This is a genomic window from Segniliparus sp. (assembly GCF_051660745.1).
Taxonomy (GTDB): Bacteria; Actinomycetota; Actinomycetes; order Mycobacteriales; family Mycobacteriaceae; genus Segniliparus.
The window spans coordinates 1-26,785 of the sequence record NZ_JBOFQF010000003.1; the positions used below are offsets into that span (position 1 = coordinate 1).

21 protein-coding genes and 1 pseudogene are annotated in these 26,785 nt (G+C 69.1%); 10 read left to right on the top strand and 12 right to left on the bottom strand.

What is annotated here, in order from left to right:
* The 3 genes and pseudogenes from ACRC20_RS00380 to ACRC20_RS00390 form a co-directional block, all read left to right on the top strand.
* A pseudogene (locus ACRC20_RS00380) lies at positions 1-395 on the top strand (cytochrome ubiquinol oxidase subunit I); the annotation flags it as partial.
* 31 nt (positions 396-426) lie between these two features.
* A complete protein-coding gene (gene serB / locus ACRC20_RS00385; RefSeq protein WP_438684346.1) occupies positions 427-1,686 on the top strand; it encodes a phosphoserine phosphatase SerB in 1,260 nt (419 codons plus the stop codon).
* A gap of 107 nt (positions 1,687-1,793) precedes the next feature.
* On the top strand, positions 1,794-2,618 hold the full coding sequence (locus ACRC20_RS00390) for an ESX secretion-associated protein EspG (RefSeq protein WP_438684347.1): 825 nt from the start codon (positions 1,794-1,796) through the stop codon (positions 2,616-2,618).
* 27 nt (positions 2,619-2,645) lie between these two features.
* On the opposite strand, the gene eccE is transcribed toward ACRC20_RS00390, so the two are convergent.
* From eccE to eccD, 4 genes are read right to left on the bottom strand one after another with little or no spacing between them, the layout of a single operon-like run.
* Complete coding sequence (gene eccE, locus ACRC20_RS00395; protein WP_438684348.1) at positions 2,646-4,904, bottom strand: type VII secretion protein EccE; 2,259 nt, start codon at positions 4,902-4,904, stop codon at positions 2,646-2,648.
* 38 nt (positions 4,905-4,942) lie between these two features.
* Entirely contained in the window at positions 4,943-6,541 is a 1,599-nt protein-coding gene (gene mycP, locus ACRC20_RS00400; protein WP_438684349.1) for a type VII secretion-associated serine protease mycosin, read from the bottom strand.
* Positions 6,538-7,995, bottom strand: a complete 1,458-nt coding sequence (gene mycP / locus ACRC20_RS00405; RefSeq protein WP_438684350.1) for a type VII secretion-associated serine protease mycosin — start codon at positions 7,993-7,995, stop codon at positions 6,538-6,540. Before mycP (ACRC20_RS00405) ends, mycP (ACRC20_RS00400) begins: the two co-directional genes overlap by 4 nt.
* A 17-nt stretch (positions 7,996-8,012) precedes the next feature.
* Positions 8,013-9,521, bottom strand: a complete 1,509-nt coding sequence (gene eccD / locus ACRC20_RS00410) for a type VII secretion integral membrane protein EccD (protein WP_438684351.1) — start codon at positions 9,519-9,521, stop codon at positions 8,013-8,015.
* Positions 9,522-9,714: 193 nt separating this feature from the next.
* On the opposite strand from eccD, the gene ACRC20_RS00415 reads away from it, so the two are divergent.
* Genes ACRC20_RS00415 through ACRC20_RS00425 form a run of 3 tightly spaced genes read left to right on the top strand, consistent with a single transcriptional unit; the run spans position 9,715 to position 12,369 of the window.
* Entirely contained in the window at positions 9,715-10,542 is an 828-nt protein-coding gene (locus ACRC20_RS00415; protein WP_438684352.1) for an ABC transporter ATP-binding protein, read from the top strand.
* Between the two features lie 24 nt (positions 10,543-10,566).
* Positions 10,567-11,355, top strand: a complete 789-nt coding sequence (locus ACRC20_RS00420; protein WP_438684353.1) for an enoyl-CoA hydratase/isomerase family protein — start codon at positions 10,567-10,569, stop codon at positions 11,353-11,355.
* Between the two features lie 24 nt (positions 11,356-11,379).
* Positions 11,380-12,369: a class I SAM-dependent methyltransferase gene (locus ACRC20_RS00425; protein ID WP_438684354.1), complete on the top strand. Its 990-nt coding sequence runs from the start codon at positions 11,380-11,382 to the stop codon at positions 12,367-12,369.
* A 19-nt stretch (positions 12,370-12,388) separates the two neighbouring features.
* Here the strand turns inward: ACRC20_RS00425 and ACRC20_RS00430 are convergent, their stop codons facing one another.
* From ACRC20_RS00430 to ACRC20_RS00450, 5 genes are all read right to left on the bottom strand, one after another.
* Entirely contained in the window at positions 12,389-13,297 is a 909-nt protein-coding gene (locus tag ACRC20_RS00430) for a DUF222 domain-containing protein (RefSeq protein ID WP_438684639.1), read from the bottom strand.
* Between the two features lie 540 nt (positions 13,298-13,837).
* Positions 13,838-14,812 carry an L-histidine N(alpha)-methyltransferase gene (gene egtD, locus ACRC20_RS00435; RefSeq protein WP_438684355.1) on the bottom strand — a complete coding sequence of 325 codons (975 nt, stop codon included), beginning with the start codon at positions 14,810-14,812 and terminating at the stop codon, positions 13,838-13,840.
* A complete protein-coding gene (egtB, locus tag ACRC20_RS00440) occupies positions 14,812-16,104 on the bottom strand; it encodes an ergothioneine biosynthesis protein EgtB (protein WP_438684356.1) in 1,293 nt (430 codons plus the stop codon). Before egtB ends, egtD begins: the two co-directional genes overlap by 1 nt.
* Before the next feature lie 110 nt (positions 16,105-16,214).
* On the bottom strand, positions 16,215-16,928 hold the full coding sequence (locus ACRC20_RS00445) for a phosphoadenylyl-sulfate reductase (RefSeq protein ID WP_438684640.1): 714 nt from the start codon (positions 16,926-16,928) through the stop codon (positions 16,215-16,217).
* Positions 16,929-16,944: 16 nt separating this feature from the next.
* A complete protein-coding gene (locus ACRC20_RS00450; RefSeq protein ID WP_438684357.1) occupies positions 16,945-18,639 on the bottom strand; it encodes a nitrite/sulfite reductase in 1,695 nt (564 codons plus the stop codon).
* Between the two features lie 49 nt (positions 18,640-18,688).
* On the opposite strand from ACRC20_RS00450, the gene hemW reads away from it, so the two are divergent.
* The 3 genes from hemW (at position 18,689) to dnaJ (ending at position 22,345) form a co-directional block, all read left to right on the top strand.
* Positions 18,689-19,921, top strand: coding sequence for a radical SAM family heme chaperone HemW (hemW, locus tag ACRC20_RS00455; RefSeq protein WP_438684358.1), 1,233 nt, complete (start codon positions 18,689-18,691; stop codon positions 19,919-19,921).
* 102 nt (positions 19,922-20,023) lie between these two features.
* Positions 20,024-21,058, top strand: a complete 1,035-nt coding sequence (hrcA, locus tag ACRC20_RS00460) for a heat-inducible transcriptional repressor HrcA (protein WP_438684359.1) — start codon at positions 20,024-20,026, stop codon at positions 21,056-21,058.
* A 129-nt stretch (positions 21,059-21,187) separates the two neighbouring features.
* Positions 21,188-22,345 carry a molecular chaperone DnaJ gene (gene dnaJ / locus ACRC20_RS00465; RefSeq protein WP_438684641.1) on the top strand — a complete coding sequence of 386 codons (1,158 nt, stop codon included), beginning with the start codon at positions 21,188-21,190 and terminating at the stop codon, positions 22,343-22,345.
* 20 nt (positions 22,346-22,365) lie between these two features.
* Here the strand turns inward: dnaJ and ACRC20_RS00470 are convergent, their stop codons facing one another.
* Positions 22,366-23,007, bottom strand: a complete 642-nt coding sequence (locus tag ACRC20_RS00470) for an MBL fold metallo-hydrolase (protein WP_438684360.1) — start codon at positions 23,005-23,007, stop codon at positions 22,366-22,368.
* A 97-nt stretch (positions 23,008-23,104) separates the two neighbouring features.
* Here ACRC20_RS00470 and ACRC20_RS00475 point away from each other — a divergent pair, with 97 nt between their 5' ends.
* Entirely contained in the window at positions 23,105-24,667 is a 1,563-nt protein-coding gene (locus ACRC20_RS00475) for a hypothetical protein (protein WP_438684361.1), read from the top strand.
* Between the two features lie 25 nt (positions 24,668-24,692).
* Here the strand turns inward: ACRC20_RS00475 and ACRC20_RS00480 are convergent, their stop codons facing one another.
* A complete protein-coding gene (locus ACRC20_RS00480) occupies positions 24,693-25,415 on the bottom strand; it encodes a hypothetical protein (RefSeq protein ID WP_438684362.1) in 723 nt (240 codons plus the stop codon).
* Positions 25,415-26,767, bottom strand: a complete 1,353-nt coding sequence (locus ACRC20_RS00485; protein ID WP_438684363.1) for a hypothetical protein — start codon at positions 26,765-26,767, stop codon at positions 25,415-25,417. The genes ACRC20_RS00480 and ACRC20_RS00485 overlap by 1 nt, the downstream gene beginning before the upstream one ends.
* Positions 26,768-26,785 lie beyond the last annotated feature (18 nt).

The following is a 26,785-nucleotide window of genomic DNA, read 5'->3' on the forward strand; positions in this document are numbered from 1 at the left end:
GCTTCCACACCACCTTCCTCGTGCAGCACTGGCTCGGCAACATGGGCATGGCCCGCCGCTACGCCGACTACCTGCCCTCGGACGGCTTCACCCCCCTCAACATGGTCTCCACCATCGGCGCCTTCATCCTCGGAGCCTCCACGTTGCCGTTCATCTGGAACGCCTTCCGCAGCGCCAGATTCGGCGAGGTCGCCACCGTGGACGACCCCTGGGGCTACGGCAGCTCCCTCGAATGGGCCACTTCCTGCCCACCCCCGCGCCACAACTTCCTTGAGATCCCCCGCATCCGCTCCGAGCGCCCCGCGTTCGAGCTGCACTACCCGCACATGTCCGAACGCATGCGCGCCGAAGCGCATATCGGCAAGCGGCACAAGGGCGAGCTCGACCAGCACTGACCAGCAAGCTGATTTGGGAGCAATGACGCCGATGGGCGCACAGCCACAGCCGACAGCGCTCATCACAGTCACTGGGACAGACCGCCCAGGGGTGTCCTCGGCGCTCTTCGACGGTCTCGCCCGTGTCGGGGTGAGCCTCCTCGACGTGCAGCAGGTCGTGATCCGGGGCAAGCTCACGCTCGCGGTGCTGGTCCGCTCGGACGAGGACCCCCGACTGCTCACCGAGGTCTTGGAAGAGGCGACGCGCGATCTCGGCGTGCGGCTCTCGGTCGAGGTCGGCGAGGGCGTGTCTGCCCGCCCGCCGGTGTCCACACATGTGGTGACCGTCCTCGGCAGCGCGCTGAGCGCCCAGGCGTTCAGCGCGATCACCTCCGCGCTCGCGCAGTCCGGCGCGAATATCAACTTCATCCGGGGCATCACGGACTACCCGGTGATCGGGATCGAGCTGTGGGTCCAGGCTTCGGCCTCGGGCGTCGAGGCCGACACCGCGCTGCGGGCCGCGATGGCGCTCGTCTCGGCGGCGGAGGGCGTGGACATCGCGGTGCAGCCGGGCGGCTTGGAGCGCCGGGCGAAACGGCTCATCGTCTTCGACGTCGACTCCACCCTGATCCAGGACGAAGTGATCGAGCTGCTCGCCGCGAAGGCCGGGCGGGAAGAAGAGGTCGCCCAGATCACCAAGCGGGCCATGGAGGGCGAGATCGACTTCACCGCCTCCTTGCGCGACCGGGTGGCGACACTGGCGGGCCTCCCGGAGTCGGTGATGGCCGAAGTCGCGTCGGAGCTGCGGCTCACGCCGGGCGCCCGCACCACGATCCGGACGCTGCGCAGGCTCGGCTATCGGTGCGGTCTCGTGTCCGGCGGCTTCCACCAGGTGATCGACCCGCTCGCCGCCGAGCTTGGCGTCGAGTTCGTCGAGGCCAACACGCTTGAGGTCCGAGACGGCAAATTGACCGGCAAGGTGATCGGGCAGATCGTCGACCGCGCTGGAAAAGCGTGGTCCTTGCGCGCGTTCGCGCGCCAAAGCGGCATTCCGCTTTCCCAGACGGTCGCGGTGGGCGACGGTGCGAACGATATCGACATGCTGGCCGCTGCGGGCCTCGGCGTGGCCTTCAACGCGAAGCCCGCGCTGCGCGAAGTCGCCGACGCGAGCCTCAACCAGCCGTATCTCGACACTGTGCTGTACGTGCTGGGCGTGACCCGCCATGAGATCGAAGCGGCGGACGCTTTGGACGGCGTCCAGGCCGAGCGGCCCGCCCTCGAGGACGGCGAAACGGCCCGGCAAGAGCCCTGATCGGGGTTCTTCGAAGAGGACCAGTGTGTTCGCATATGCTTATGCCGACTGGGGGACAGCCCTGGGCAGGTCGCATCAACGATGAGCGAAGGGAATTGAGGAAGCACATGGCCACGGGAGAGGTCGGGGCGGTCGCGTTGCACGTGTCCACGCTGGAGTACGTGCGGAAACTGGCGAAGACGGAGAGCGTTCCCACCGTGCTCGCTTGTTATCAGGGCTTCTACACGGACATCGAGCGCCGCCGCAAGGAATGGGAGCTCATGAACCAAGAGCTCAACGAGAAGGGCATCCTCCGGGGGGAGGCGGTGCATCCCGAGCTCCAAGAATGGCTTGAGGCGCTGGACCACCCCGACCGAGAGCTCTCCGGGCGGATCAAGCGGGGGGAGTCGATGCTGAGGTTGACGTTGGTCCGCCGTGGCAAGGTGCATGCCCTCGCGATCCGCTACGGGGACGAGATCGTGATCCAGGACTTCGAGTACGACGCGCAGAAGTCCTCCGGCCAGCTCGCGAAACCCGCGCTGGTCGTCTTGGGCGAGGGGGTGACTCCGGACTTCAACCGCGTGAGCGCGCCGACGCAGAGCATCGTCGACGCGATGCCTCGGAGCGTCGAGCTGGACGTGGTCTACACCTCGCTGTTGCGAGTCGGCGCCAGCCCGAAGGACGCGAAGACGCTCGCGACCATTATGGCGAACGTCGAAGTGCAGTCTGAGTTCGTCGCCTATGAGCGGGGAGAGGGCACCCGGGTCCGGAGCAAGGGCGCGGTCTCGATCTTCGATTCCCCCAAGGGCCGGTTCGTCTCCAGCCCCAGCCAGGCGTCGGACGGCGAGATCTGGTCCACGTTCTCGCCTGGCTCGGACCACCGGGTCTCGCAGGCTTTCGCCTCGCTCGTCGAGTTGCTGCCGAGCGAGAAATGGTGGCCTGAGGCCGACTGACCGGCGGCGCTTTCGCGCCGCCGGAGGTCACTGCTTCGGCTGGGGAGCGCCCGGCTGCGGGGGCTGGCCGTAGGGAGACTGCCCCGGAGCGGGCGCATGGCGGCCGCCTGGCGCAGGCCCACCGCCGGGCGGAGGACCTGGCGGCAGAGAACCGCCGGGACGGGGGCCTTGCGGAACCGGGGGGCGCATGGTCCCAGGAAGGGGCCCGCCAGGTCGCGGTCCAACTGGCGCTCCCGGTCCACCAGGCCCGCCCGGAACACCAGGTCGTGGTCCAACTGGCGCTCCTGGTCCACCAGGCCCTCCCGGTCCACCAGGCCCTCCCGGTCCACCAGGCCCGAAGGGCGGGCGCGGGGATCCTGGCATAGGGCCCAACGCGGGGCGCGGGCCTCCCGCAGGCGGTTGTCCCGGTCCGACTGGGCCGGAAGGCGCGGGCCCCGGTTGTCCAGGCAGGCCAGGGGCGCCGGGCCTGGGCGGGACGGGCTGGCGCGCGGGCGCCTGCCTGCCTTGGCCGTAGAAACGAAGCTCTTCTCGGGGGTTCACCATGTTCAGGACAAATTCTTTGTCCTCGGTGACCACCTTGACCTGGCCAGGGGACGTGGGGTCCTGGACGAGGGCGAGGTCCACCTCGGGCGTCTTCTCCTTGCCCTGGGGCAGCACGCGCATCACGGTGATCTCGGATCCGTGCATCTGCACGTCCACCCCGTCGAAGACCAAGACGTTGTACTCGCGGCCGGAGTTGCTGGCCCGCTCGGCTGCGGCCTGCCCGCCGGAGAGCCAGAGCGCCTTGCGGCTGTTCACCACGGCGACCATGGGCTGCCAGATGTGCGGACGGTCGGTGTGGACGAGCACGCGCGCGCCGACGCAGAGCGCACGGAGCACCACCTGCTGCGCGAGCTGGATGTCGCCGATGATTTCGACGTTCGTCGACTGCTGCGAGCTCGACGTGACGCCGAAGAGCGCCATCGTGACCGCCTGGCCGTTTTGATTGGCCCCGATGAGCTGGCCGCAGCCGGACGCTTGGATGCGCAGATCGCGCAAGCGCTTGGTGGCCGCGGTGATGCTCGGCGCGGGGGCCTCAAGGCTGCGCGTGCCGAACGGCAAGCTGGAGAGGAAGCCTTTCAGCTGCTCGCCGCTGAGCCGGGACAAAGTCGGCAGCGGGGGAGCGCTGATCTGCTTGGGCGTGAGGTAGCGGACGAACCCGGAGATTTGGACGTAGTCGCGGACGTCGGTGTGCCCGCCCGCCGGACGCAGCCGCAAGGTGACGGTGGTCAGGTTCGAGGGCACGGTCCAGAGCTGGGTGAGCCCGGCCCGGCTGAACGCGGCGGGCGAGATCTGGAAGGTGGTGAAGTGGCGGTACTGGCCGCCGTTGATCTCTTTCCACGACTCCGTCATATCGTCGAACCGGAGCCCCTCGGAAAGCCGCCCGATCGCCGTGTTCATCTGCGCCGCGTTGAGGATGTGCACTCGTTGGCCGCTCTCCCTGAGCCGGTGCGCGACGCGGCTCGTGGCGCTCATCATGGTCTTGAGCACGCCTTCCGGGCCGCCGCCGCGTTTTTCGACGGCTTCTGGGCAGCTGAGCGGGTTCAGCCGGAGCACGACCCAGACCGAGCGGTAGGCGATCGCGGGAAGCTTGCCGAGGATGCTCTCGTAGACCTGGGTGTACGGGGCGTTGTTGGGGGCCCGCCAGCCGTGGCTGATCACGTCGATGCCGTCGAGGACGATGTCTTTGTACTGGTTGAGCGATGCGGCGAGCGTGTCGAGGGACACGATGTCGTCGGTCTGGATGTCTCGGGGCGAGAGCGTCGTCGGCTCGTATGGGCGAGGGGTGACGTGCAAGACGGAGATGAGCAGGTCGTCGTCCCAGCGGAAGCCGAACAGCGCGCCGCCCTCGCCGCTCACGTCGAACGCGTTCGGGATGTGCTCGGGGCCGAGCTTCTTGTTGGGCTTGACCATTTTGCGCCACAGATAGGCGGCGAGCGTGCCGATCCGGACGGTGAGCGACTTCCCCCGGACCTTCAGGACGAGGAGCAGCGCGAGGACGGCGGGGACCGCGATGACCGCCCACAGCGGGGCCTTGAGCTTCGCGAGGAGGAAGAAGGCGAGGACGGCGACGATCTCGGCGGGGACAAGGTTCTTCGGACGAAGCTCCAAGCTCGCCAAGAGCGGCTTGCGGCCCGGACGGAACTGGGCCTCGGCCTTCTTGTCGGCTTTCTGCTTGGCTTTGAAAGCGGCGACTTCCTCTTTGGTCGGCTTCGCCGCGTTCGACTGGCGATTGCGGAACGCCATATCGAGATGATCGGGCGCCGGCGCGGGCGCTGGTGCGCTCATTTTTTCCCTCCTGTTCGATTCCGACGAGCGTCGCGGATGGGGATGCTCACCACGGCTCCCAGTGCCAAGAGCAGCAACGCGATGCCGCTCACCATCAAGGCGAAGTCCCTCGGCCGGTGCTCGGGCAAGGGCGGTGGGACCGGGGGCGCGAGCCGCTTGGTGGCGTACTGCTGCATGAAGTCGAGCGCGGGGCCGGGCTGCTCGGTCAGCGCGGCGACGATGTCGACCAGGCCGTATCCGACGAAGTTGTCCCTGCCGCGCGGCGGATGGATCGCGGTGCGCTCCAGCTGCTCGATCACCTGCTCGTGGTTCCAATCGGGGTGCTGTTGCCGCAGGAGCGCGGCCGCGCCGGAGACGATCGGAGCCGCGAAGCTGGTGCCTTGGATGGTCTGCAGTTTTCCATCGCCCTGCGGGGTCGCGTCGGCGAGGTCTCGGGGCTCTTGGACGTCTTCGCCGGGGCGGGGGTTCACCGAGATCATGCTGTCGCCAGGCGCGGCGATGCCGACCCAGGGGCCGCCGATCGTGCCGCTGCTCTGCTGGCCCTGGCCGTTGAGGTCGACGCCCGCAGGCTGGCCGGAGCGGTCGATCCAGCCGACGGTGAGCACGTACTGGTACCACCACGCGGGGGTCACGACGGTCTGCAGGGTCGACCAGTTCGCGGGGTTCGCCGGTTCCGCCGTGTTGAACGGGGCCTTCGGGTCGTAGGGATAGCGCTGGGTGGCGTCGTAGTCGGGGTTCTGCGCCTTGCACGTGGCGTCTTTGCTGCCGCCCGCCATGTTGCCCGCGGCGACGACGACGACGGCGTCTTTCGCCTCGGCGGCGTAGCGCAGCGCGGCTCCGAGGTCCGCGTCCTTGAACCGGTTGTCGTTCTGCTGCCAGTTGCCCGCCACGAAGCAGGAGTCGATGGAGATGTTGATGATCTGCGCGCCCTTGTTGGCGGCGTGGACGACCGCGTGGGCGAGGGTGTCGAGGGTGCCCGCAGGGTTGTTGTTCTCGCTGCCTTTAGGGCCGAAGAGGTCGCTGGACTGGCGGATCGAGATGATATGGGCGTCGGGGGCGACGCCGACGAAGGAGTCGGTCTCGGGCTTGGCCTTGGCGGCGATGATGCCCGCGGCGAAGGTGCCGTGCAGGTCGCAGTCGTCGAGGCCGTTGGTGTCCCCGCCATGGCCGCCCTGGCCCTCGCCGCGCACGTAGTCGCCGCCGCCCTCGACGCCTTCGAGGCGCCCGGGGACCGTGCTGACCCCGGTGTCGATGATCGCCACCTTGATTCCGGCCCCGGTGGCGATTCTGTGCGCCGCGTCCAGGTCGAGGCTGCGCTGGCCCCAGGTCGGGTTCTTGAAGTTCGTGTCCGGCTCGTGCTCGCCGGTGCGGCAGAGGGATTTCTGCTCGTACTCGACATCGCCGCTGGAGACCACGTCGCTCGGCACGCCGTCAGAGGCATTCGGCGGACCGGTGACGCCGTTGTCGGCGAAGGCCAGCGGTGCTTGGGAGCCGGGGAGGGGGGAGACCGCGAGGAAGACTCCGGCCATTCCTGCCGCGACCGCGCGCAAGCCGATGTTGCGGGCTGCTGCTGTGGAACTCGTCTTCTGCGTCATGGCCGCTGCCCCCTCCTGGCGCGCAAGAACAAAAATCGGATCAAAAGGACGGCGCCGAAGACGAGCAGGGCTGCTCCGGAGATAACCCCGACGACAATGGCAGGCGATGTGGCCTTGGACGCGGAAGAGGGACCGAGCGGCGCGGGCTCCGCCCCGTTGAGCGCGGCGACCGGGTCCACGACGCCGTAGCCGACAGCGGGATTCCAGCCGCCTTCGGGGTGGCGGGAGAACTTCTCCAGCCGCTGGATGACTTCTGCCGCTTTGAGCTCGGGATATTTCGCGCGGATCAGCGCCGCCGTCCCCGCGACGTACGCGGCCGCGTAACTGGGGCCTTGGATGAACTGGAGCTTCCCGTCGCCCGCAGGGGTGCCGTCGGCGAGGTCTGCGTTGGGTTTGCCTTGGACGTCCTCGCCGGGGCGCGGGTTCAGGGAGACGATCTCACTGCCCGGTGCGGCGATGCCGACCCATGGGCCTGCCAGCGTGCCTGTGGATTGCCGCTGCCAGTCGCCGTCGGTTCCAGCGCCTTGTCCGTTCTGGTCGGACCAGCCGACGGCCAGCGCCCATTGGGAGTGCCACGCGGGGGTCATCACAGTCCGAGCCCGCCGCCATTGGGCCTTGTCCGAAGGGCTCTGGGCCTGGCCGGGCGAGATCGCTCCGAACGGGTTCGAGGCGCAGCTTTCGTTGATGAAGCCCGCAGAGGTCACGACGACGGCGTCTTTCTCCTCGGCGGCGTAGCGCAGCGCGGCCCCGACCTCTTGGTCGGTGGTGAGGGCCGTGTTCTGCGCGAAGCCTTCGACGGCGAAGCAGGAGCCGACGGCGATGTCGATGACCTTCGCCCCGAGGCCTGCGGCGTGGACGATCGCCTGCGCGAGGGTGTGGAGCGTGCCCGCAGTGGTGTTCTCGCTGCCTTTGACTCCGAAGAGGTCGCTGGACTGGCGGATGGAGATGATATGGGCGTCGGGGGCGACTCCGACGAAGGCGTCGGTCGAAGGTTTGGCCTTGGCTGCGATGATGCCCGCGGCGAAGGTGCCGTGCAGGTCACAGTCGTCGAGGCCGTTGGTGTCCCCGCCATGGCTGCCTTGTCCCTCGCCCTGGACGTAGTCGCCGCCGCCCTCGACGTCGTCGAGGCGTCCGGGGACCGTGCTGACCCCGGTGTCGATGACTGCCACCCTGACGCCTGCCCCGGTGCTGATCTTGTGCGCCGCGTCCAGGTCGAGGCTGCGCTGGCCCAACGTCGGGACCTTGAAGTCCGAGTTCGGGAGGTGCTCGCCCGCGCGGCAGAGGAACTTTTGCTCGTACGCGAGCTCTGGGAGGACTTGGCCGGACGGGGGAGCGGCGGTGATCGCGGGCGGGCCGTCGAAGCCGCTGTCGGCGAACGCGGGCTGGGCGGTCGAGCCGAAGACGAGCAGGGTCGCTGTCGTCGCAGACGCGGCCCGCGCGGCAAGACGTGCCATGGGCGAACCGGCAGGGATCATATCTCGACGTTCCGTACCGCGCTGTAGAGGCCCATGATCCAGAACACCAGCGGGAAGATGATAGCGATGAGCACGTATTCGAAGACCTCGCCCGCTCGCCGCATCACCGGGGAGTACGTCTGGTTCGGCACGACCACGCCGATGATCAGGAACGCGATGGAGAAGAGGATCAGCGCCACGCCGAGCGCCAGCGCGATCCACGGCTGGTGCTCGAGCGTGCCCCGGCCCCCGGAGTAGACCAACGCGACGAAGAGGATGAAGCCTGCCGAGATCATCACGCTCGCCTGCACGAGGTCGGTGAAGCTGCGCCCGCGCAGCACGAGCACGATGGAGACGATGAGCCCGAGGACGATGCCCTGCCACGGGTAGTCGGCGGTGGGGCGGGCCGCCGCGAGCGCGCCGCCGATGGCGATCAGGCTCGACGCGATGACCAGCCCGGTGAGGTAGTTGTTCGAGGCTTTGGCGCGCTGCTCGAGGTCCTTCGCGTTGGGCAGCGCCATCGCGCCGATGGCGCCGATGCCCTCGACCGAGGGGTGCAGGTCGATCTCTTCCGCGTCAACGGCCTGGCCTGCGGTCGGCACCGGGGGGAGTGGCAGCTTGGCGAGGGCGATGGTGAGCTTCGAGCCAGCCGAGATGATGAAGATGGCGGCGCAGACCAGAGCGGCCCCGACGACCTGGGGGCCGTGGTGGAAGATGTCCATGTCCGCGTAGGCGACGCCGACCAGCAGGGTGAGCGTCGCCAGCGCGGTGTGCAAGACAGTGCCGGAGATCGAGATGCGGGAGGAGATGATGGCGATCACGAAGCTCACCGCGCACGCCGCCCAGATGGCGGACAGGCCGATGGCTCCGGGGACGGCGACCATGACGCCGAAGAAGACGAACGGCACCGCGCACCACGACAGCACGTTGGCGGTCGTGTGCTGGTGGTAGCGCCTGCCGATGATCCAACCCGCGACGTTGAAGAAGACGCCCCAGACGATCAGCAGGACCGGGGCGAGGAAGTCCTCGAACCGGCTCGCGTGCGGCACGCTGCCGTACAGGAACAGGAGCCGCGCGGCGAAGAACGAGGCGATCACGAGCGTCGCCATGCCGAGGTAGCGGGCCGCGGTGGCGCTCCAGTGTCGGAACGCGTGCTGGTTGACCCGAGCGACGGCGTCGATCACGTCGTCGAAGAGGAGCGGCGACTCTTCTGCCGCGACCGCTCGGAGGATCAACAAGTCCCCGTCGTACACGCCTGCCTCGGCGAGCGTCTTGGTCAACGGGATGGGGGCCTGGCCGACCCGGCCGAGCGTCCATTGGTTGCGCGCCTCGTTCTGGCTGCCTTCGCCGCCGAGGTTGGGCACCCTGGTCTGGATGAGCGCGACGAGGTCGGGGATGAGCACCGCGACCGGCACCTCGGCCGGGAGCCCGACGTCGAACTGAGCGTTCCCCCCGAGCACGGCGACCCGGCACAGCGCGGGCTCGATGCTGCTTCCCGACTCCTTGGTCAAAGCTGGTGAGCTCACCGGCTGCACTCCCTCCGAGGACTGACGGTCCGAATCAGGCCGCCCCTCTGGAGGCCCCTTCTCCGGATTTCACAATTATTGTCGTGAGTAGACACTAGACCACTATCATGGGGCGCCGCTCCACCAGTGTCCAGTGAAGGGCCCGCCGCGCCCTCTGCGCGCGTTCGCGAAGGGAACACGGCAGACTAGGGGCATGACAACGACCGACTCCGATCTGGTCCTCGATTTCACGAGGGTCCTCTTACGACGCGGCAAAAACACGCTCGTCGGGCCGATCGACTGGAAAGTGGAGCTCGACGAGCGCTGGGTCGTCATCGGTCCGAACGGGGCCGGGAAGACCTCGCTCTTGCGCCTCTCGGCGGCACAAGAGCACCCCACAGCCGGGACTGCGATGGTGCTCGGGGAGCGGCTCGGACGGACCGATGTCGCGGAGCTGCGGCCGAGGGTGGGGCTCGCCTCGTCCGCGCTGACCCCACGGATCCCCTCGGACGAGGTGGCGCTGAACCTGGTCATGTCGGCGGGGCATGCGGTCGTCGGGCGCTGGAAGGAGCGCTACGAGCGATTGGACGAGGACCGGGCGCACGCCGTCCTCGGCATGCTCGGCGCGGAGAAGCTCGCCGGCCGCAGTTTCGGAACCTTGTCGGAGGGGGAGCGCAAACGGGTGCTCATCGCGAGGGCGCTCATGGTGGACCCCGAGCTGCTGCTGCTCGACGAGCCCTCCGCCGGTCTCGACCTCGGCGGACGGGAGGACCTGGTGGCCCGGCTCTCCGTGTTGGCGGACGACCCGGACGCCCCGGCGATCGTCATGGTCACCCATCACGTCGAGGAGATTCCGCCCGGCTTCAGCCACGCGTTGCTCCTGCGCGACGGGCTGGTCGTGGCCCAGGGCTTGCTGGCCGATGTGCTCACCAGCGAGAACCTGTCCAAGACGTTCGACCAGCCGATTTTTCTCGCGAAAGCGGGCGGGCGCTACTTCGCCAGGCGCGCGAGCAGCTCGGCCCGGCGGCTGGCCGGCGGTTGATCCGCTGCTGGTAGGGTGCGCTGTATGGCTGAATTCGTGACTGCGCAGAAGCAAGCGGAACACCCCGGAGTGGCGGTCATCCGCCTCGACAGGCCGCCGATGAACGCCCTGAACGCGGCGCTCTTGCGCGAGATCTCCGCAGCGGTCGACGAGGTCAGCGCGGACGACGAGGTGCGCGCGGTGGTCGTCTACGGCGGCGAGAAGGTGTTCGCGGCGGGAGCGGACATCAAGGAGATGGCTGGTCTCAACCATGACGAGATGGTCGCGCGGGCAGGCGAGCTGCAGTCCGGCCTGAGCGCGCTCGCGCGGATCCCCAAGCCCACCGTCGCCGCCATCACGGGATACGCCCTCGGCGGCGGTTTGGAGCTCGCGCTCGGGGCCGACCGGAGGATTGTCGGGGACAACGTGAAGGTCGGTCTGCCGGAGATCCTGCTCGGCGTGATTCCGGGCGGCGGCGGGACGCAGCGGCTGCCCCGTTTGGTCGGGGTCGCGAAGGCGAAGGACCTGATCTTCTCCGGGCGGTTCGTCGGGGCGGCCGAGGCGCTGCAGATCGGCCTTGTGGACGAAGTTGTGGCCCCTGACGAGGTGCTGGGCGCCGCTCTGGCGTGGGCTTCGCGGTTCTCGGGGGCGGCGAGTGTCGCGCTGCGGGCCGCCAAACGCGCGATCGACGAGGGCGTGGACACCGATCTCGATTCCGGTCTCGCGCTGGAGGAGGAGCTCTTCGCCAGCCTTTTCGGGACCGAGGACCGCGCGATCGGCATGGCTTCCTTCATCGAGAGCGGTCCCGGGAAGGCGAAATTCGTCGGGCGTTAATCCGGCACGATAAGCTGTCGCGTTATGACTGCGCACGAAGAAGCCCCGCCCGTCGGCGGAGAAGACATCGCTCAGCCCCGCCCGCACGCCACCGCCGAAGAGGTCGCGGCCGCGTTGCAGGACACCAAGCTCGCCCAGGTGCTCTACCACGACTGGGAAGCGGAGACCTACGACGAGAAGTGGGCGATCTCTTACGACGAGCGGTGCGTCGAATACGCCAAAAACCGGTTCGACCTGGTCGCCCCTGGGCAGCGCCTGCCGTACGGGCGCGCGCTCGAGCTCGGCTGCGGCACGGGGTTCTTCCTGCTCAACCTCATGCAGGGCGGAGTCGCCGAGAAGGGGAGCGTCACCGATCTCTCGCCGGGCATGGTCAAGGTGGCGTTGCGCAACGCCGAGCAGCTCGGTCTGGACGTGGACGGACGGGTGGCGGACGCCGAGGGCATCCCTTATCCGGACGACACCTTCGACCTCGTGGTCGGGCACGCCGTGCTCCACCACATCCCCGACGTGCAGCAGGCGCTCGCCGAGGTGCTGCGGGTCTTGAAGCCGGGCGGGCGGTTCGTCTTCGCGGGCGAGCCCACCACGATCGGCAACTGGTACGCGCGGCGGCTCGGCCAGATCACTTGGCACACCACGATCGCGGTGACCAAGCTTCCGTTCTTCAAGAGCTGGCGGCGGCCGAAGCAGGAGCTCGACGAGTCCTCGCGGGCCGCGGCGCTGGAAGCGGTCGTGGACCTGCACACGTTCGACCCCGCGCAGTTGCGCGAGATCGGCCGTCGGGCAGGAGCCCAGGATGTGCGGGTGGTGACCGAGGAGCTGTTCGCGGCGTTCGTCGGCTGGCCGGTGCGGACGTTCGAAGCCGCCGTGCCGCAAGGGAAGCTCGGCTGGGGCTGGGCGAAGTTCGCCTTCAACGCCTGGAAGGGCGCGAGCTGGCTCGACACGCGTGTGGCGCACAAAGTGGTGCCGGACAAGTTCTTCTACAACGCGTTGATCACTGGCGTGAAGCGGGGCTGAGGCGCCGCTTCGTTCTTGCTCAGCCGGGAGTAGTGAGGTGGTGCTGGCCGGTCGGGCTGGTCCAGTGGACGGTTCCGTCTGGCTCTTGACGGTCTTGCCAGTGTCCGTGTGTTTTGGCTTTGGGGGCACCTCCCACGAGTTCTGCGAGTGGGGGAGGGTGGTGTCTGCACAATCGTTTGAGGTTGTTGGGGACAGTCAAGCCGCCCGTGTTGGGATCGTTGTGGTCGAACGGGATGTGGGGGTACCGCCCGCGGCCCCCTCGGGGCCGTGGGGGAGGGTCGAGTTCTGTTCGCGCTCTTCGGTGGCAGCCTGGGAATCGGCAGTGCTGGTCGCGCACATTCACGTGGGTTTCGAGGGCCGGTGTGGGTTGGGGGTACCTCCCGCGAGCGCTAGCGAGTGGGGGAGATTGCTCTGGTGTGGTGGTGAAGCGGATGTGTTTGGCTGTTTTCGCGAGTATTCGTGCGAGGTCCGGGTCAATCGGGGCTCCGTCCAGCAGGGCTGGGAGGTCGTCTTTTCCGATGAGGGCGGGGAGCTGGACGACGAGTTCGATGTTCTTGGGGTGATGTGCGGGGCGTTGGGCCGCCTTGCAGGACGGCTTGCCGCATTGGCAGACGAGTTGGTGCTCGCCGCGTGCGAGTGCGGCTAATGCGTCGCTGTGTCGGGTGTGGAGGGGGCGGGGGTCGCCGAGGGGGGATGTGCCAGTGCAGACGGTGCGGGCGATGGCGTCGAGTCTCTCGCGGAGCTCTGCTGCCGCTTCGAGTGGCATGGTGCCGCGCAGGTCGGACAGACGCGCAGGGCGGAGCCCGGAGTGTCCAGAAAGCTCAGTGCCGTCACTGACGGGGGTGATGGTGAACGAGCGGGACTTGTGCGCCCGCTCGCGACGTTTCTTGCACCACTCGGGGTCCAGGCGCAGGTACTGGGCCTCCATGAGTTGCGAGATCTTCCGTAGGAGTGTGCCCGCCAGCGCGGGGCTTGCACGGCGAGCCACGCGTCCAGCTCCTCCCGGCAACCCGAAGGAGCGAAACCCAAGTTCTCCCCGATGTACCGAGCCGCTTTCGCCGTGACCTCGGCCGCCGCCAGCTTCGCCCCGAGCTTCGGGTAGTTGGCGGTCCCATTTTTTGAGGTCGACACCGTCTCCGCGAACGACAACATGGCCTCCGCGCCGCGCGACGAGACCCGAGCGCAGGCCCGATCTCCAACAACACCGCCTCGCGCGTCGCGAACGAGAAAATCCCTTTCCCGCACTGACGCTCTTCCACGATCTGGCGCTGCGCGACCTCCTCGGCGATCCTCGCCACCAGCACAGCCTTCTGGGAGAGCAGCAGGGACTCCTCGCGCTCCACCTCTGCGAGCGCGGCGAACAAATCCCTCACCGCCGAACCGGCCCCGACCGTACTGTCCATATGTTCGATTCTACCCGAAAACGCCAGGCAGAACAAGGAAAAACCAAAAGAAAATCGAGGGAATATCAGCGCTTGCGAGAGAGCGAGAGGCCGAAATCGCCGTCCGGGTCGGTCCACCAGCCGACGAGGTCGAATCCTGCCTCGTCCAGCTCGCGGGCGATTCCTTCGCGCCGGAATTTGCAGCTGACTTCGGTGTGGAGCTCCTCGCCTTCGGCGAAGCCCACGTCGAGGCCGAGGTCTGCGACCCGCACGCGCTGCGCGTGGACGGCGCGCAGCCGCATCTCGATCCACTCCTGCTCCGTGTCCCACAACGCGACGTGCTCGAAGCCGCCGAGGTCGAAGTCGGCGCGCAGCTCTCGGTTGAGGATCGCGAGGAGGTTGCGGTTGAACGCGGCAGTGACCCCGGCGCTGTCGTCGTAGGCCCGCACCAGCCGCTCGGAGTCTTTCACGAGGTCCGTGCCGAGCAGCAAGGTCTCGCCGGAGCGCAGCGTGTCCGCGATGTCGGCGAGCAGCTTGGCGCGGGGCTCGGGCGCGTAGTTTCCAATCGTGCCGCCGAGGAAGACCAACATGCGGTCCTCGCCGCCGGGGAGGAATCCGAGGTGCCGGTCGAAGTCCCCGACAACACAGTCGACCTGCATCCCCGGATAGCGCCGGGTCAAACCGCCCGCCGCGCCGTCGAGGGCGGACTCGCTCACGTCGAAGGCGACGTAGCGGCCGGGCCGCAGCGCGTCGAGGAGCGTTCTGGTCTTGTCGGAGGACCCCGAGCCGAGCTCCATGGCGGTCCGCGCGCCGGAGAGCTCCGCGATCTCGTCCGCGGCGAGGCGCAACGCCGCGCGCTCGGCCTCGGTCGGGTAGTACTCGGGCAGCATGGTGATCTCGTCGAACAGCTCGCTGCCGCGCTGGTCGTAAAGCCATTTCGGCGGGATCCGCTTCGGGGCCGACCGCAGCCCGGCGAGCACGTCCGCCCGCAGGCCCTGACGCAAGTCGTCCGGCAGCAGCAGTTGGGTATGGGTGATGACCGATTCGGTGTAGAGAGGCATCAGGCGTCCTCCGCCAATCGCAGTCCCGCGAACGGCCAGCGGCAGGCGGGGCCGAAGAAGTTGCGGTAGGTGATCCGGGTGTGCCCGACCGGGGTGACGCAGGCTCCGCCGCGCAGCGTCATCTGTCCCGACATGAATTTCCCGTTGTACTCGCCGACGGCGCCTGCGGGCGGGGCGTAGCCGCGGTAGCCGACGTACGGGCTCGCGGTCCACTGCCACACCTGCCCCTGCCATTGCCCGTCCGGGGCCGCGCCGGGGCGCAGCCCGATCTGGCGGCGCGTGTCCGGGCCGACCCCCGCCTCGCGGGCGGCGTGCTCCCATTCGAACTCTGTCGGCAGGCGCCTGCCCGCCCAGCGCGCGAACGCGTCGGCCTCGTAGTGGCTCACATGGCTCACGGGCTCTTCCGGACGGACCGGCGCGAGCCCGCCAAGGCCGAATTGCAGCCATTGCCCGTCCTCGCCCCGCTCCCAGTACAAGGGCGCAGCCCAGCCGTCGGTCTGGACCGTGCGCCAGCCGTCCGACAGCCACAGCTCCGGGCGGCGGTATCCGCCGTCTGCGATGAAGGCGAGCCATTCCGCGTTCGTGACGAGGGACGACGCGATCCGGTACGGCTCAAGCCACACTTTGTGGCGGGGGCCCTCGTTGTCGTAGTGGAAGCCCTCGCCCGCATGGCCGACCTCGACCAAGCCGCCCGCGTGCTCCGACCATTGCTGCTCGGCGGCGCCAGTCGGGCGCGGGTCCGCGTCGAAGCGGGGGAGGTAGGCAGGTTTGAGGGGGTTCGCCGCGAGCGCGTGCTTGATGTCCATGAGCAAAAGCTCCTGGTGCTGCTGCTCGTGGTTGAGCCCGAGGACGACAAGCTCCGCGAGCGTGTCGTCCGTGCCGGGCTCCAGCAGCGCGGCCATCGCCTCGTCGACCGTCTGCCGGTACGCGGCGACCTCCCCGATCCCCGGCCGGGTGATCATGCCCCGATGGTTGCGCTCGTGCCGGGGGCCGACCGCCTCGTAGTACGAGTTGAAGAGGAACTGGAAGTCCTCGCTGTAGACCGTGTAGCCGGGACATCGGGGCAGGAGCACGAACGTCTCGAAGAACCATGTGGTGTGCGCGCGGTGCCATTTGGTCGGGCTCGCGTCGGGCATGGACTGCACCGTCTGGTCTTCGGGGGAGAGCGGCTCGGCGAGGCGCTCGGTCGCGACGCGCACCGCGCGGTACTGCTCGGCGAGCGTCGCGGGGCTCGGCGGCGCCTCCGTCCCGGTGGGATGGAGGCGGACGCTCGGGGTTTCGGTGAGGGACATACGTTGGCCTTTCGCCGGATTATCCGTCCTCAAAACACCCTACACGCGGGCGCCGACAAAGATCTTTCGATCTATGGCACAGCACACACCCTGCTGGCGAGAGAGAGCAATCAGCCCTGGTGGAGGCCGCATTCCGTTTTGCTGAACCCAGCCCAACGGCCGCTGCGGGCGTCTTCGCCGGGGAGCGGCTTGCGCGTGCACGGCGCGCAGCCGATCGACGGGTACCCCTCTTCCACGAGGGGGTTCACCAGCACGCCGTGCTGGCTCGCGTACGTGGCGAACTCCTCGTCGCTCCACATCACAATGGGATTGAACTTCACCAGGCCGAAGGCTTCGTCGTAGACGACTTTCGGCGCGTTGGCCCGCGTGGGGGACTCTGCCCGGCGGATGCCGGTGATCCAGGCCCGGTAGTTCGCGAGCCCCTCGGTGAGCGGCACGACTTTGCGCAGCCTGCAGCATTCTCCCGGCTCGCTGGCGAAGAGGTCCTTGCCGAGGAGCGCGTCCTGCTCGGCGACCGACTGCTTCGGCGCGAAGTCCACGACGCGGACGTCGGGATAGACCAGCGGGACCGCGCCTCGGACGCCGAGCGTCTCGGGGAAGTGGTAGCCGGTGTCGAGGAAGATCACGTCCACGTCCGGCTTGATCTTCGCGACCACGTCGACCAGGACCGCGTCCTGCATGTTCGAGGCCACGGCGATCTTGCCGTCCACATGCTCGAACGCCCACCGGACGATTTCCTCGGCCGAAGCGTCGGCGAGTTCCCTCGCGCCGCGCTCGGCGAGCTCCCGGTCGTGTTCTTTCTGGTCGGTCGTCGCAGTTGTCACGCTCACCTCAACACTCTCAGCGAAGTTCTTGTTCCTCGGCCCGCCGCGCCCAGTCGGCGAACCGCTCGCCTTCGGCGCGGTTCTGCACGTAACTGGTCACCACTCGCTCGATGTAGTCGCCGAGCTCATGCGTGGTGACCTTGTGCTGGCGCAGCTTGCGGCCGAAATCCGGGCCGAAGCCGAGGCTTCCGCCCAAATGGGCTTGGAAGCCTTCCACGGGGGATTCGCTCTCGTCGTCGTTCACCATCTGCCCCTTGAAGCCGATGTCGGCGATCTGGGAGCGGGCGCAGGAGTTCGGGCAGCCGTTGATATTGATGGTGATGGGGGAGTCGAGCTGGCCGTCGAGATGCGCGAGCCGGGTCTCGAGCTCGGGGACGAGCACCTGGGACCGCTTGCGGGTCTCCGCGAACGAGAGCTTGCAGAACTCGATGCCGCTGCACGCCATCAGATTGCGCCGCCAGATCGAGGGCCGGGCTTTGAGCCCGAGGGGCTCGAGCTCGTCGATCAGCGTCTCGACATGCTCGTCCGCCACGTCGAGGACGAGGAATTTCTGGTACGGGGTGAACCGGATCTTGTCGGAGCCCGCGCGCTCGGCCGCCGCTGCGGCCTCGGCGAGGATCGTGCCCGAGACGCGGCCCGCGATCGGCGCGAAGCCGACGGCGTTGCGCCCGTCCTTCTGCCGGGTCACGCCGACATGGTCTCGGGTCGGGACCTGCGGGGGAGCGGGCCCGTCGACGAGCGCCCTGCCGAGGTACTCCCCTTCGAGGACCTGGCGGAATTTCTCGATCCCCCAGTCCTTGACCAGGAACTTCAGCCTGGCTTTCGCGCGAAGGCGGCGGTAGCCGTAGTCGCGGAAGATGCTGACCACGCCTTCCCAGACATCGGGGACCTCGGCCTCGGGCACCCACGCGCCGACCCGTTGCCCGAGTATCGGGTTCGTGGACAGGCCGCCGCCGACCCACAGGTCGAAGCCGGGGCCGTGCTCGGGATGGACCACGCCGACGAACGCGACGTCCTGCACCTCGTGCGGCACGTCCATCAGGCCGGTGATCGCGGTTTTGAACTTTCGGGGCAGGTTCTGGTACTCGGGCTTGCCGATGTAGCGGCGTTTGATCTCCCCGATCGCCCAGGACGGGTCGATCAGCTCGTCCTCGGCCACGCCCGCGAGCGGGGAGCCGAGGATGACGCGGGGGCAGTCGCCGCAGGCTTCGGTGGTGCCGAGGCCGACGGCTTCCAGCCGCCGCCAGATCTCCGGCATGTCCTCGACGCGGATCCAGTGCAGCTGCACGTTCTCCCGGTCCGAGAGGTCGGCGGTGTTCCTGCCGAACTCGACCGACAGGGCGGCGATGGTCCGCAGCTGCTCCAGGTTCAACGCGCCGCCGTCGGTGCGGATCCGGAGCATGAAGAACTTCGCCTCCAAGAGGTCGGTGTTGTCGTCCCCGGTGTAGGTGCCGTCGTAGCCCTGCTCGCGCTGGGTGTAGAGGCCCCACCAGCGGAATCGTCCCCGAAGGTCTTCTTTCGAGATGCTGTCGAAGCCCTCTTTCGCGTAGATCTCCTCGATCCGCTCGCGCACTCCGAGCGGAGCGGCCTCCTGCTTGATGCGCTCGTTGTCGTTCAGCGGGGCCTGCCCGCTCACTTTCCACTGCCCCTCGTCGCGGGTCTTCTGCGGTCGAGGGGGTGCTGGGCTGGGCGCTTCGGACATCATGTCCATTGTAGGGGAGGATTCGCCGTGTTCAGTACGCGTGCCCCACACTGGAGCGGTGCGATTGCAACCTGAGGGCGCTGCCCTGACCGCCCCCGCTGTGGCGACTGCGGACGGGTTCCCGCTCGACTCGCTCGGGCCGGGCCCAGACGCGCCGTTCGGGGTGTACGTGCACGTCCCGTTCTGCGCGAGCCGCTGCGGCTATTGCGACTTCAACACCTACACGCCGGGGGAGCTCGGCGGCCGGGGCGGAACGGCGGAGTGGTTCGCGGCGCTGGAGCAGGAGCTCGAACTGGCTTCGGCGGCATTGGGCAGGACGGGCGCCCCGCCCGTCGTCGGCACGGTCTTCGTCGGCGGCGGCACGCCCTCGCTGCTCGGGGCGGACGGCCTCGCGCGCGTCCTCGGCGCGATCGGCTCGCGTTTCCCCCTGGCCGGGTCGCTGGAGGCCACCTGCGAGGCGAACCCCGAGTCCACCTCCCCGGAGTTCTTCGAAGGGATCCGCGCGGCCGGGTACACCAGGGTGTCCCTCGGCATGCAGTCCGCGGCGGCCCACGTGCTCGCGGTGCTCGACAGGGCGCACACGCCGGGCCGCGCCCCGCAGGCCGCCGAGGAGGCGCGCGCCGCCGGGTTCGAGCACGTCAACCTGGATCTCATCTACGGGACTCCCGGCGAGTCGGAGGCGGACCTCAAACGCAGCCTCGCCGTGGTCGCGCAGTCCCCGGTGGACCATGTCTCCGCGTACGCGCTCACCGTCCACGAGGGCACCGCCATGGGGCGGGCGGTCTCGAAGGGGCTGCTGTCCGCTCCGGACGACGACGTGCTGGCCGAGCGCCACGCCATGGTGGACGAGACGCTGGCCGCGGCGGGCTACGACTGGTACGAGGTCTCGAACTGGGCGAAAAGCGCGGACGCGAGGTGCAGGCACAACCTGGGGTACTGGCAGGGCGGCGACTGGTGGGGCGCGGGGCCGGGGGCGCATTCGCATGTGGACGGCGTGCGGTGGTGGAACGTCAAGCATCCGGCCCGCTACGCGGCGATGGCCTCGGCGGGCGAGGTCCCGGTCGCCGGGTTCGAGGCGCTCACCGCCGAGGAGCGGCACACCGAGGACGTGATGCTGCGGCTGCGGCTGCGCGAGGGCCTCGCCCGTTCCGTGCTGCGCGGGCCGGAGCTCGGACGCGCGGAGCAGCTCGTCGCCGAAGGCTTGCTGCTCGACCGGGCGGGACGGATCGTCCTGGCCCCCTCGTCCCGCATGCTCGCGGACGGGCTGGCGGTGCGGTTGCTCAGCGCGTGACCGTATCGGCAGGCGGGGCTGTCGTCCGGCATGTCCGTGCGCCCAAGCGGAGTTTTGGCTCTTGGGGCGTAAAATGGTCTTTCTCAGGAGGTGATTGAGAGCATGACCAGCCCCCAGGACAGGCGGTTCGAGATTTTGCGGGCCATCGTCACCGACTACGTGGCGACACAAGAGCCGGTCGGCTCGAAGGCGCTCGTCGACCGGTACGGCCTCGGCGTCTCCAGCGCGACAGTCCGCAACGACATGGCCGTGCTTGAGGCGGAGGGCTACATCGCGCAGCCGCACACCAGCTCCGGGCGGGTGCCGACCGAGCGCGGCTATCGCGAGTTCGTCAACCGGATCGCGGAGATCAAGCCCCTCTCGTCCCCGGAGCGGCGGTCGATCCTGCAGTTCCTCGAGCACGGCGTCGACCTCGACGACGTGCTGATGCGCAGCGTGCGCCTGCTCACCCAGCTCACCCGGCAGGTCGCGGTCATCCAGTACCCGACGCTGGTCACCGCGAGCGTGCGGCACTTGGAGATCGTGGCGCTCGCCCCTCGGCGGCTGCTGCTGGTCCTCATCGCGGACTCCGGCCGAGTGGACCAGCGGATCGTCGAGCTCGTCGAGGACATCGACGAGGAGACGGCGGCGGCTTTGCGCGCGATGTTCAACAAAGCGCTCGCGGGCAAACGCCTCGACCTCGCGGGCGCCGCGGCCATGGAGCTCGCCGAGCAGGTGGAGCCGAGCCTGCGCAAACACATCGTCACCGTCGCGACGGGCCTGGTGGAGTCGCTCGTCCAACGGCCGCAAGAGCGGCTCGTGGTCGGCGGCGCGGCGAACCTCACCCGCAACGCGGCCGATTTCGAAGGGCTCTCCGGCTCGCTGTGGTCCGTGCTCGAAGCGCTTGAGGAGCAGGTCGTGGTGCTCAAGCTGTTCGCGGCCGCCCAAGACCCTGGCATGGTCACCGTGCAGATCGGCGAGGAGACGCGGTCCGAGCAGATGCGCGGCGCGTCGGTGGTCTCAACGGCCTACGGGACGGACGGCGCGGTGTTCGGCGGGGTCGGCGTGGTCGGCCCGACCCGAATGGACTACCCGGGCACTATCGCCGCTGTCGCGGCTGTGGCGAGGTATGTCGGCGAAGTCCTCGCCGAACGCTGAATTCCACCCGGGCTCCCCGGAACGCGTCCTTTTGTTAGCACTCGGCCTGCGCCTTTGCCAATGTTCGGTAGAGTTCTCATAATGTCTGAGGGGAGCTAAGAGGCCGAAGGTAAGACTATGAGGAACAACGTGGCGCGAGACTACTACGCGATTTTGGGCGTCGACCGCTCGGCGAGCGACCAAGAGCTCAAGCGGGCCTACCGGAAGCTGGCGCGGGAGTTGCACCCCGACGTCAACCCCGGCGAGGAGGAGCGGTTCAAAGAGGTGACCACCGCCTACGAAGTGCTCTCCGACCCGCAGAAGCGCCAGATCGTGGACGCGGGGGGCGACCCGTTGGACTCTCGGGGCGGCGGCGGTTTCGACGGGTTCGGCGGGTTCGGCGGCCTCTCGGACGTGTTCGAGGCGTTCTTCGGGCAGGGGTTCAACGCAGGCGGCGGCGGCGCGGGCCGCTCGCGCGGGCCGAAGGGCCGCGTGCGGGCAGGGTCGGACGCGCTGGTCCGGGTCACCTTGGACCTTGAGGAGTGCGCGAGCGGCGTACGCCAAGAACTGGCCGTCGACACGGCGATCCTGTGCGACTCCTGCGTCGGCTCGGGCAGCGCCACCAGCGCCAAGCCCGCCCGGTGCGCCACCTGCGGCGGCGCGGGCGAGGTGCAGTCGGTGCAGCGCTCCTTCATCGGCCAAATGATCACGGCGCGGCCGTGCCCGACGTGCGACGGCGCGGGCGAAGTGGTGCAGGACCCGTGCGGGAAGTGCGGCGGCGGGGGCCGGGTCCGGGCGCGGCGCTCGATCATGGTGGACATTCCTGCCGGAGTCGGCGAGGGCGTCCGGGTCCGCTTGGCGGGGCAGGGCGAGGTCGGCCCCGGCGGCGGCGCGGCAGGCGATCTGTACGTCGAGGTGCGCGAGCGCGCGCACCCGGTGTTTTTCCGCAACGGCGACGACCTGCATTGCACGGTCCGGGTGCCTGTGGTCGACGCGGCGCTCGGCGCGACGGTCCCGCTGACGACCATTCTCGGCGAGGAGGCGTTGGTCGAGGTGGCGCCTGGCACGCAGCCCGGGACGGTGGCCGAGTTGCGCGGGCAAGGCATGCCGCAGGTGCGCGGCGGGGTGCGGGGCACCCTGCATGTGCATCTCGACGTGGTCGTCCCGGCCAAGCTCGACCACAAGCAGTCCGAGAAGCTGCGCGAGTTCCGCGATCTGCGCGACGAGGAGCCGGAGGTCGTCTCGGCCGCCTCAAGCCACACGGGCGGGTTGTTCTCGCGTTTGAAGGAAGCGTTCCGAGGCCGCTGAGCCGGTCCCGGTGCGGGAGCCTACCAGCCCCGTTCGCGCCATTCGTCGAGATGCGGGCGCTCGGAGCCGAGCGTCGTGCCCTTGCCGTGCCCCGGATGCACCACGGTCGGGTCGGGGAGCCGGTCGAAGATCCGCTCGCTCACATCCCCGATGAGCGAGGCGAAGTCCTTCGGGCTGGTGGTCTTGCCGACCCCGCCGGGGAAGAGCGAGTCGCCGGTGAAGACATGGGTCGGGGCGCCTGCGCGGGTGAGAGAGACCGCCACGGAGCCGGGGGTGTGCCCGCGCAGCTCGACGACTGGCAGGCGCAGCTCGCCGATCCGCAGCTCGTCGCCCTCGGCGAGCAGCTGGTCTGCGGGCACCGGGACGCCGGAGGCGTCGTGGCGCCCGATGGCGGTCGGCGCGCCGAGCTCTTTGGCGACATCGGCGAGAGACTGCCAGTGGTCGGGGTGCTGATGCGTCGTGAGGATGAGCCCGACCTTCGCCCCGGAGCCCTCGACCAGCTCTAAAATCCGCTCGGTCTCGTTCGCGGCGTCGATGAGCAGAGCGGACTTCGTCGCGATGTCCTCGACGAGGTAGACGTTGTTGTCCATCGGCCCGACGGAGATCCGGCTGATCCGCGCTCCGGGGATCTCGACGACTTCGGGGGCATGGGAACCAGTCACTAGGGATACTCCTTGAAAATCGTATGGAACCGATCGGGCCCTTCAGCAGTCATACTATATGTGCGAACTGTGCAGCTGGTTCTCAAGGCGGGGAGCGATGAAGCCTGCCCCTGCTTTTGACCCCTTTGGAAACACCGACTCGGTGGCGGCGCTCCAGGCGTACGCCGAGCGGACGAGCGCTTGCGCCGAGAGCCCGGACCAGGCTTTGCGGGTGAGCGCGGACCGCTACGGCAGGCCGTCCGAGGTGGGCGGTTTCTCGGCGCGAACGTTCGAGCAGGCGGTGTGGCTGGCGCGGCTGGCAAGCGAAGCCCGCGAGTCGGTGTTCGCCAAGCGCACCCTGCAGCTGGCCGAGGCGGCGAGAGGGCTCGGCGAGCAGGAGATTTTGGGTTGCCCGGCTGCTCCAGGCCCGGCGCTCACCCCGGATGTGGTGCCGCTCGCCCCCGGCGTGGAGATCTTCCCCGACGCCTATCGGAACTGGGGGTTCCCCGATCCTGTGCCGCCGCCGGAGGGGGAGCGCCCGCTGTTGGTGGACTGCGAGTCCTGTCCGCCGGAGCAGCGCGACGGACTGCTGCGGCAACTGGCGTGGGCGAGTTCCCCCGACCGCCGCGTCCAGGTGGCGGTCGACGCCTGCGGGGCAGTCGCGGGAGTCTTCGTGTCCCCGGACGCGCCCGAGCGGTACACGGCGGGTTTGCTGTCGGTCGTCGCCCGCAGGCTGCACACCGTGGCGTGCGGCTACATGCGGGGGATGCTGCGCGAGCTCACCGCGCAGGAGTGGACCTTCGCTCCGTATCTGCTGCGCTCGCACAGCGCGAGCTGGACGCGGTGGCCTCGGGCGGAGAGCGAGCTGTGGACGGCTGGCTCGGCGCAGGACGAACGCCCTTCGGGCTGGCCGCGCCTCGACGAGCTCGGCTCGCTCGACGCGTTCCCGCAGGCGTTGGTCTCTGCGGCGCGGGGCGACGAGCCGCCCCCCAGCGGGGCCACGGGGTGGTGCGCCACACCGGAAGGGCAGGAGCTGGCGGTGGACGGCACGGGGCTGCCGAGGCGGATGCTGCCCGCGAACAGGCCTCTCGACACGGGCTGGTACGAGTCGGGGCTGGCCGCAGCCCGAGCGGCGTGCGTCGCCGCGCTCGCCAGAGCCGGATACGGCGGCCCGGTCGTCGAAGTGCGCCCCGATCCGGCGATCGCCCCGCTCTTGTGGACCCAGTCCTGGTGGGGCCGCGCCGGTTCGGAGACCGTCGAGCCGGTGGACGAACGGGCCGGGCGGCTCGCTTTGAAAGTGGCGACGAAGCGTCGCTGCGCCGAGGGCAAAGACCCGGCGTGGGTGGACCGGCTATACGCCAAGGCCGCAGGCGTGCTCGTCGCGGAGCGGAGCCCGGACTCGCTGCTGTCTGTGACGGTCGGCGCGGACTGCTCGCCTGCAGACGTCGTCGTGCGCCCCGAGGCGTGGGCCGTGCACTCTCCTGAACGGGTTGTGGAGCTGCTCAACCAGTGCTACCTCGACGCCGCCGACCAAGTCCGCGCCACGCAGGTCTGGCTGCTGCGCGAGCTATGGCGGTGCCCGGCCGACCTTGTGGTGGACCACTACACCCCGCATATGTCGTTCTTGCACCCGGTGCCCGGGGCGCCCGCCCCGGTGCGGCTCGCGCAGTTGCTCGGCTGAGCCTCCTCAGGCGGAGCGGGGGAGCTCAGAGGCTGGCGAGCCTGGCGACGGTCCTGCCCGCGAGGTCCTCGGACACGCCGGGCAAGCCCGAGACGACGAGGACGTCGATATCGCGGACTCTGGCGACCGTGTAGTAGAAGACCTCGTTGCGGAACGGGTCGGACTTGGCGAAGGCGTAGGTCACTTTGAGCCCGAGGCTGCTGTCGTTCTCGGGGATGGCGGCGGACGAGACCGTGTACGCCGAGTACTGTTCGGAGCTCCCGCTCAAGGTCACGGTGAAGGCGGCGCATTTCGCCAGCCAGTCTCTGGCGAAATCGACGAGGCCCCCTTCGCCTTCTTTGGGCCGCATGAGCAGTTCTGTCGCATACCGTCCGTCGTAGAACATGCCATTGAAATCGTCGGCGTAGGCATGGGCCTCGGCCACTGCTCTGTCGTGCTCGCCGAACAGGCGCAGCGAGCAGTCGGCTGGCTTCGCGGCCTGCGCGGCGACCGGGCTCTTGCTCTGCGCGCTGATCTTCAGGTACTTCGGGACGTCGCCCTGCGTCATCAGCGTGGCGCGGAGCTCCTCGGGGGATTTGTCCGCGAGGCTCGATTTCTGCGGGGCCGCGGCGGGCGGCGGCGGCGCGTCGTCGAAATGCGCGATCCGGCCGAGGCCGATCAAGGCGGCTGCCACGACCACGACGACGGCGAGCGCCGCCACGGCGAGGCGGGGGGCTCGCAGGATCGTCTTGAGGGCGGCTCTGGTCATTATTTCGGGGGGGCGGGCTGCGCGATCTTCTGCAAGATCGCGCTCGTGCTGGTGTCGGCGAGGTCGGTGCTGCTGTACTCGCTGGCCATCGTCTTGACCACCACATCGTGCTTGAGCGCGACGGTGACCCAGTTGAGCAGGGCGCGTTTGGGCTCCTCGTCCTGCGAGATCCGCACGCCGAGGCTGGTGTCGGCGTTGGGGAACGACTTGTTGCCGATCAGCTCCTGCCGGACTGCGACGGAGGCCGAGGTCTGCGGGTTCGTGTAGGTGTAGTTCAAGCACCGGGCGGACAGGGACTCGCGGTACTCGGCGATGGCGTCGGCTTCGGGGCGTTGCACGCCGATCATGATCACCACGCTGTCCGGCAACGAGGTGACTGTGTTGATCACATTGGTGCGGATCGTGGCTTTGGCGGCCCAGGCGACGGATTTCGGTTTGACCGGCTGCGCGCAGTCGGAGGGGTTCGTGCTCACCGACGGGTCGACCGGGTTGGACCCGTTCTCGGGGCCAAGGCCGTCGACGAGCCCGAGGGACGAGGTCCCCTGCTGGCTGACGATCGTCCATCCGTCGGGCGCTTGGGCGGGCAGATACCCGGCGAGCTCTTCGACGGTGTGGTCGCCGAACAACGAGGGCTGCTTGTTTTGCGGGCTGTCGTTCCCGTTCGAGGAGAACGCGAACATCGCGACCACAGAGATCACTGCGACCACGACGAGCGCCCCCGCGATGAGCGGGCCTTTGTTGTCGGCTTTGGCCTGCGGCGGGCTCGGCGGCGGGGCGGTGAGGCTGGACGGCTGGGCCACCAGCGGGGTGAACGGCATCGGCCGGAGCGAGGAGGCGGGCCGTCCCGCGTACAGGGGGCCTTGCGACCTCGGCCGCGCCCGAATAGGCAGCGCGGGCTCGGCGGCGAAAGCGGGCTGCTGGCCCGCGGCTCCCGTTGTCTGGCCGGGAGGCGGGGCGAACGCCAAAGGAGAGGCGGAAGCGGCAGGGGCGAACGGGGAGGGCGACGGCGGCGGGGGAGTGGAGCCGGGCGGCGCCGTGAACGGCGAAGCGTGCTCGGAGGGCCGGGCGAACGGGGATTGCGGCGGCGGGCCGGGAGCCATCCCCGGCCGGGCGGGGCCAGGTTGCGGGGACGCGAAGGGCGATTGCACGGGGCCTCTGCTGTACGGCGAGGACGGCCCGCCGGTGCGCGGCGCGTCCAAGACTGCCGTGCCGCCGGGGCCGGGCGTCCTGCCGGGGGGCGGCTGGTTGGCGACCGAGGCGGTCCGGCGAGCCGGGTATCCGCTCGCCAATCCGGGGGAAGGCGGCAACCCCGCTGGGAACCCCGGCGGCGGCGCCGGTGCTCGCTCGGTCAAGGATCCTCCTCCATCGCC